The 6330-nt window shown below is 68.6% G+C and carries 6 protein-coding genes and 1 pseudogene; 2 read left to right on the top strand and 5 right to left on the bottom strand.

Annotated features, from left to right (window positions below):
• A pseudogene (locus VFZ20_RS11355) lies at nucleotides 1-311 on the top strand (hypothetical protein); the annotation flags it as partial.
• 302 nt (nucleotides 312-613) lie between these two features.
• Here the strand turns inward: VFZ20_RS11355 and VFZ20_RS11350 are convergent.
• The 5 genes from VFZ20_RS11350 to VFZ20_RS11330 all read right to left on the bottom strand — a co-directional run bounded on the left by VFZ20_RS11350 (nucleotide 614) and on the right by VFZ20_RS11330 (nucleotide 5777).
• The gene (locus VFZ20_RS11350) at nucleotides 614-1039 is read right to left on the bottom strand and encodes a VOC family protein (RefSeq protein ID WP_329683992.1); all 426 of its coding nucleotides are present in this window, start codon (nucleotides 1037-1039) and stop codon (nucleotides 614-616) included.
• Between the two features lie 248 nt (nucleotides 1040-1287).
• The gene (locus tag VFZ20_RS11345) at nucleotides 1288-3765 is read right to left on the bottom strand and encodes a DNA translocase FtsK (RefSeq protein WP_329683991.1); all 2478 of its coding nucleotides are present in this window, start codon (nucleotides 3763-3765) and stop codon (nucleotides 1288-1290) included.
• 207 nt (nucleotides 3766-3972) lie between these two features.
• Complete coding sequence (locus VFZ20_RS11340; RefSeq protein ID WP_329683990.1) at nucleotides 3973-4374, bottom strand: hypothetical protein; 402 nt, start codon at nucleotides 4372-4374, stop codon at nucleotides 3973-3975.
• Nucleotides 4375-4806: 432 nt separating this feature from the next.
• The gene (locus tag VFZ20_RS11335) at nucleotides 4807-5469 is read right to left on the bottom strand and encodes a DsbA family protein (RefSeq protein WP_329683989.1); all 663 of its coding nucleotides are present in this window, start codon (nucleotides 5467-5469) and stop codon (nucleotides 4807-4809) included.
• Between the two features lie 71 nt (nucleotides 5470-5540).
• A complete protein-coding gene (locus tag VFZ20_RS11330; protein ID WP_329683988.1) occupies nucleotides 5541-5777 on the bottom strand; it encodes a hypothetical protein in 237 nt (78 codons plus the stop codon).
• Between the two features lie 335 nt (nucleotides 5778-6112).
• Here VFZ20_RS11330 and VFZ20_RS11325 point away from each other — a divergent pair.
• The coding region (locus VFZ20_RS11325; protein ID WP_329683987.1) for a carboxypeptidase-like regulatory domain-containing protein at nucleotides 6113-6330 on the top strand (218 nt) is incomplete at its 3' end.

The following is a 6330-nucleotide window of genomic DNA, read 5'->3' as shown; positions in this document are numbered from 1 at the left end:
TGCGGATGGCGGTGCGGCTGGAGGAAAACGGCCTCACGCTCCAGGCCCTGGCCGAGGTTCAGCGCTGGCAGGGGCGGCTGCGCGAGAGCCTGGCCACGCTCACCCGCGCCACGAGCCTGCCGCGCCCCACGGCGGACCTTTGGGGCGAGCGGGGCTACACGGAGGTCCGGCTGGGCGATCTGCCCGCCGCGGCGGCGTCGTTCGCCCGCGCGGACGTGCTGGACCCCACCTACTTTGCCCGCAACGCGTACCATCGCAAGCTGTGGGACGCCTCCCGCGCCGGCCGGATGCCGCCCGAGTTCTCGCCCTGATCCGCCATGTGGATACGAAGCGGCCCCGCGCTCCATGCGCGGGGCCGCTTTTGTCGTGTGACGTATATCGAATCCGGAAAAGCAGTTGTCTTCCTGAGGGGCCCTCACGAACTCAACCACGCTGGATGCGTTCGGCCCCGAAGGATCTTCCCGCCCTGGCAAGGACCCGGTCCGGTAGCGAAGTGCCTGCCTCGCGACGGAGATCCTTCGGGCGCGCCCACAATCCCGTGAACGGGCGAGTTTGGCGCGGGGGCTCTCTCAGGAAATCAACATCGATGTGAAGTGTTTGTGCGGATCCGGTTTTACTCCGCTCCCGCGCCGAACGCGGCCGCGTCGGGGATGCGCCAGATGGAGGGCGTGCCCAGCTCCACGCTGTTCCCGGCGGGATCGCGAAGGTAGATCGACCGGCCGCCGCCCGGCCACTCGCGCTCCATCTCGACCTCCACGCCGTGCGTCCGCAGGTGCGCGCGCCACGCATCCATCTCGTCCGCGCCCATGGCGAAGCACACGTGCCCCGGGCCCGTGGCGCCGTGCCCCGGGACCACGCCGCCGTCCGCCGTCGCGGCGGGGTTGAAGACGAGGAACACGCGTCCGCCGCAGCGAAAGAAGACGTGCCGGTCCTCCACGCGCGTGATCACCTCCATCCCCAGGACGGCGCTGTAGAACCGCTCCGCCGCCTCCAGGTCGTCCGCGTAGACGCAGGCCTCCAGGATCTCTCGCGCGTGCATCGTCGGGCCGATCACGGGTGGATTACGACGGACCAACGGCTGGATGTCGCTCGCGGAAGATCCACGCCAGACAGCCGGAACTCCGCCGTGCAGTCCGCGAAGGCAACGCGAGGCAGACTTTGCGGAGTTCCAGCGGCGAATTCATTCGCTCCGGCTCGGAGACGGCCGTTGCCGGATCAGCTCGGCATTTGGTCCACCCCGCTCCCCCCGCGTGGGACCCGCCACGCCGAAGTCGGCTGTCCGCGCGCCTAGTCCGCTCCGCAGATGCTGTCCAGCTGCGTGAAGTCGATCTGCACCTCGCGGGGCTTGGAGCCGTCGGGCGGGCCCAGGACGCCGGCAAAGTGCAGCTGGTCGATGATCCGCGCCGCGCGCCCGTAGCCGATGCGAAGGCGCCGCTGCAGCAGCGACGTGCTTCCGCCCTGGTGCTGGATGCACAGCTCCGCGGCCTGCCGGAACAGCTTGTCGCGCTCGCCCGGCTCCTCGTCGCTCTCCAGCTCGCCGCTGTCCTCCTGCGCGCGCACCTCGTCCAGGATGTTGGCCTCGGCGCGGGTGCTCTCCGCCGGGTCCAGCCCCGCCGCCAGCGCCTCCTCGCGCCGCAGGCGGGCCTGCTCCCGGTACCAGCCCATCATCGCCTCGGTCTCTTCCGTGCTCAGGTACGCGCCCTGGAGACGCACGGGCTCGCTGCTGGCCGGCGGCAGCATGAGCATGTCGCCGTTGCCCAGCAGGGCATCCGCGCCGTTCTGGTCCAGGATCGTCCGGCTGTCCACCTTGGACGACACGCGGAAGGCGATGCGGCTGGGGAAGTTGGCCTTGATCAGGCCCGTGATGACGTTCACGGACGGGCGCTGCGTGGCCAGGATGAGGTGGATGCCGATGGCGCGGGCCTTTTGCGCCAGCAGCGCGAGCGGCTTTTCCACGTCGCCCTGCACGGTCATCATCAGGTCCGCCAGCTCGTCGATGATGACGACGATGTACGGCAGCTCGCCGCCCTTGTACAGCCAGCGGTCCGGGTCACCCTCCTCGCCGTCCGCCTCGGCCGAGCGCAGGATGGAGCCCTGCTCAATCTTCTTGTTGAAGTCCTGCAGGTTGCGCACGCCGTTCACGGACAGGAGCGTGTACCGGCGCTCCATCTCCAGCACCGCCCACTTGAGGACGGCCGCGGCGTCGTTGTTGTCCGTGACGACGGGGTGCCGCAGGTGGGGGAGGTCGTTGTACATCGACAGCTCCACCATCTTGGGATCCACCATCAGGAACCGCAGCGTGCGCGGCGTGTGACGGAAGATGAGCGACGTGATGATGGTGTTGACGCACACCGACTTGCCCGAGCCGGTGGCGCCCGCGATCAGCAGGTGGGGCATCTTGGCCAGGTCCACCACCGTGGACCGGCCCGCGATGTCCTTGCCCAGGGCCAGCGGAAGCGCCGCCTTGGTGGAGCGGAACGCGGGCGACTCGATGGTCTCGCGAAAGTAGACCATCTGCGGCTCGGGGTTGGGCACCTCCACGCCCACGGCGCCCTTGCCGGGGATGGGCGCCACGATGCGCACGGACGGCGCGCGCAGGGCCAGCGCCAGGTCCGCCTCCAGGTTGGCGATGCGGGCCACCTTGATGCCCGGCGCGGGGCTCACCTCGAACTGCGTGACGACGGGGCCCGTCGTCATCCCCACGATCTCGCCCTCGATCTTGAACGTGGCCAGCTTGTCGATGAGCACCTGGCCCAGCTTGTCCAGCTCCTGCCGTCCCCGCGCCTCGTCGCGCGGCGGCGCGGCCACGAGCAGCCCCGGTGTGGGCAGGTCCGTGCTGTACGGGTCGCCGCTGTCCTCCGGCAGCAGCTCCACCTGCTCCGCCACGATGCCGCGGGGGCCGGCGGGCTTGGCCGCCTTGCCGTTCGCCTTTTCCGGCCTGGCGGCGGGCGCGGCTGCCGGCACCGGGGCGCTGGCCGTTGGCGCCGGGGGCACGGCGGGCGCGACCGGCGGATCGAGCTGCGTGGCGTCCGGGTCGATGGCCGGCTGCACGTCGTCGTCCCAGTCGCCGTCCGCCTCGAACTCGAACTCCGCGTCCTCCACGCCCGGATCGTCCGCCCGCGGGATGGCGGGCAGCGGATTCGCCACGGGGGCCGCGCCGCCGCGCCTGGGCAGCAGCTTGAGCGGGCTGGGGAGGGCGATGGCGGGGCGGGGCAGGGCCACGGCTGCCTGCCGCGCGTGGTTCATGGCGAACCGTCCGCCGTAGAACGCCGTTCGCAGGGGGTTCCAGCCCACCGTCGCCACGGAGAGGGCGGCAAAGAGAAAGAAGAGGACGATGGCGCCGCCCACCGCGGAGAGCGCGGATACCAGCAGCAGCCCCGTGGCGGCGCCCAGCCACCCGGCGGCCGGCGTGGGATCGCCCGCCGTGCCGCCCAGGATGGAGATGGCGCTGGGGACCAGGACGACGAGCCCCGCGAAGAGGAGGGTCCAGCGCAGCGCGATGCTGGGGTCCACCTTGCGAAAGCAGAACACGCCCCAGAGCGCGGCAAGGATGGGGAGCGCCACGGCGCCCACGCCCATGAAGCCCGTGAGCCCGCCGCGAAGCGCCTCGCCGGCCACGCCGACGATGTTGCCGGCCGGGAACACGCGCGCCGCGCCCTCGCCAAAGGCCGCGAGGGGGATGAGGCTCAGGGCGAGCAGCAGTGCCAGGGCAAACAGCCCCAGGCCCCACAGCTCGCGTCGCTGCTTGTCGTCCAGGGAAAACATTCGGCTCCAGGTAGAGCAGTGCCGAGTTCTGCGGAAGGGAACGCTTGAGGCAACAAGATAGCGTGGACGGGCCCTTCGGGGAACTACCGGGATGGAACGGACGTTCTCGTTCGGCTTGGCCGTGCGGAACGCCGGTGTGGGGCGATGACGCGAAAGCCCGTCCGGCGGATGCACGCGGACGGGCCTTGTCGCACGCCTGTGGACCGATCAGCGAGGCGGAGCCGCTGCCGGCTGCTCGCCTGGCGGATTTTCCTCCTTCGGGTAGACGTAGACGAGCTCCAGTTCTTCCGCTCCCCGCCGCACGAGCATCAGGTAGCGGGTTCCCGCTACCCTCACCGGGAAGAACGGGTGATACCGCATGTCCTGTCCGTCGATGGCGATGATGGTATCCCCCGCCATCATGCCCGCGGCGGCGGCGGCGGACCCGCTCCATACAGTCCCGACGATCGGGTAGACGTAGGGATCGTTTCCGGGGCCGGGGCGCATGATGGTGGAGAATCCCCAGCTCGGGCCACGCGGTGGGATTTCGGCACCCGGGAACGTATACTCGTGGCGCGTTCCGGAGCCCGGCTGCGCGTGCGCCATCTGCGGATGCAGCAGCAGGCCCATCCCCAGGGCTAGCAGGTACGTTCTTGTGTTCACCGGAATCCCTATCCTGAAAGAAGGAGCGTAGTTCGACCACACGCGGCACATTTGCATCGCTTCGTACCTGGGCTGCGGTTTGGCTCAGGTCGGCTCAACGCATGTGACGAGCTGAATGCTTACGCTGCCGTCGGCTGCGCAACTGTAGACGACACTGGACGGCTTGGAGCTCTTGGCCCCGCAGTATGCCGTTGCGTACGCGGTGGCATACAGACCGGCGGCCTGAAGGTCGCAGCTCGCCGCTCCCGCTTCAGCGGCTCGGGCGGTGTTCAGGTGGGCGCCACCCACCAAGGTTACGAGCGCGAGGCTGATCCGGAACGTTCGAGCGTTCATGGTCTGCTCCTGGACAGAGGTGAAAGATCTCGGAGACAGCCGTCCGGCTGGCGAGCCGGGGCCAGCTCACTCGGCGGGCGGAACAGCCGCGCGCGCTATCACTGCCCTCAGCGTATCAAGCGGCGGCGTTCCGGTAAACCGAAGGTCGTTGATCAGCAAGGTCGGTGTGCCGCTCACCTTCAACTCACTGGCGGCCATCGTGTCGGCGTGCAGCGTCTGACTCGGAGCGCCGGCGGCCATGCATCCGTCGAACGCGCGAACGTCGGGAACCCCGGCATTCACCGCGAACCGGTTCCAGGGGGCAAGTCCGATATCCGCCTGGTCAATGAACAATGCGTCGTGAAAAGCCGAAAAACGGTCCTGCTGGGCTGCGCACTCGCTGGCCCGTGCGGCCTCGATCGCGAACGGGTGCATGGACAGGGGAGAGTGGCGATGGATGATCGCCAGCTGTTCGGGAAACTCCGTCCGCAGTGCCTTGACGTGCGCGGCAAGGAGCCGGCAGGCGGGACACTGGAAATCAGAAAAGACCACCATCGTGACAGGGGCGTTCTCCGGTCCGGAGCGATGCCCGCCCTGTGCATAGGCGCGCCAGTTGGGCACTGTGGTCGGCGCCGAAGTCTCTGCCGAAGCAGCCGGTTTGAAGAACTCCTGCCGGATGACGAGGCCTGTAACGATGACGGCGCAAACCGTAAGGACCCCGTTCATCAGCACTCCCAGCACCTTCCGCATACGCTACTCTCGATGAGACTTTGTTTCAGGACGGATGCCCAAGGTGCGCGTCCACCTTGGGTCCAACCGGTTCAGGTCGGCGTGACGCAGGTAACGCTCTCGATGTTGGCCGTGCCGTCCAGGTTGCAGGTGTACACCACGCCCACCGGCTTTTGCTTCTTCGTGGCGCATAGACCGGCGGCATAGCCTTGAGCGTAAGAGTCGCAATCAGTATTCGCAGGCGCGGAAGCCTGGGCGGAGTTGAGGTGGAAGGCGCCCGCCAGGGTGATGACGGCGAGACTGACCCTGAACTTGGTTGCGTTCGGCATGGGGCTTGGTCTTTCGGGAAGGGTAGGGTGGAGCATGTCGAGGGGAAGCGTGGACGCGCACGCCCCCGGACGCTATAATTCACGAAATCCGCTGTCAAGTCGTGTCCGGAATCGAGCAAGTTCGGTCATCGGAAAATTCTCCCGGTGACCGCTTGGGCTCGTCTCCCGGCTAAGCAGGAACGGGCAGGATCGTCGATGCCGCGAATCTCCTGCTCGATACACCGCTCCAACCCACCCGCTTCGTTCCGGCAATAAACGTCATGATTGGATGGTCGTTGCTCCGGCGCCTTCCGTATGCGGTCGCCCTGGCCGCTGCCGTGCTCGGGAGTGCGTCCGTGCACGCGCAACCGGGGGCGGGTGCGCCGGGCCTCTCCGGTCGGGTGCTGGACCGCGACCAGGGTGGGCCCATCTCCCAGGCCGTGGTCCGCGTCACGTCCGGGACGGGGCTGTCGCGCGCCGACACCTCGGACGCCGAGGGACGATATGCAGTCCCGTTCCCCGAGGGCGGCGGGCCCTTCTTGGTCCGCGCGGAGCGACTGGGATACCGCGCGCT

This window comes from Longimicrobium sp. (genome assembly GCF_036280135.1).
Lineage (GTDB): Bacteria > Gemmatimonadota > Gemmatimonadetes > Longimicrobiales > Longimicrobiaceae > Longimicrobium.
The sequence above is the reverse complement of the archived record's forward strand: the minus strand, read 5'-3'. Positions and strand labels throughout refer to the sequence as shown.

Coding starts and splice junctions, on each gene's coding strand:
- VFZ20_RS11350 (WP_329683992.1), bottom strand. CDS start 1,039: ATGCACGCGCGAGAGATCCTGGAGGCCTGCGTCTACGCGGACGACCTG.
- VFZ20_RS11330 (WP_329683988.1), bottom strand. CDS start 5,777: ATGCCGAACGCAACCAAGTTCAGGGTCAGTCTCGCCGTCATCACCCTG.
- VFZ20_RS11340 (WP_329683990.1), bottom strand. CDS start 4,374: ATGGGCCTGCTGCTGCATCCGCAGATGGCGCACGCGCAGCCGGGCTCC.
- VFZ20_RS11335 (WP_329683989.1), bottom strand. CDS start 5,469: ATGCGGAAGGTGCTGGGAGTGCTGATGAACGGGGTCCTTACGGTTTGC.
- VFZ20_RS11345 (WP_329683991.1), bottom strand. CDS start 3,765: ATGTTTTCCCTGGACGACAAGCAGCGACGCGAGCTGTGGGGCCTGGGG.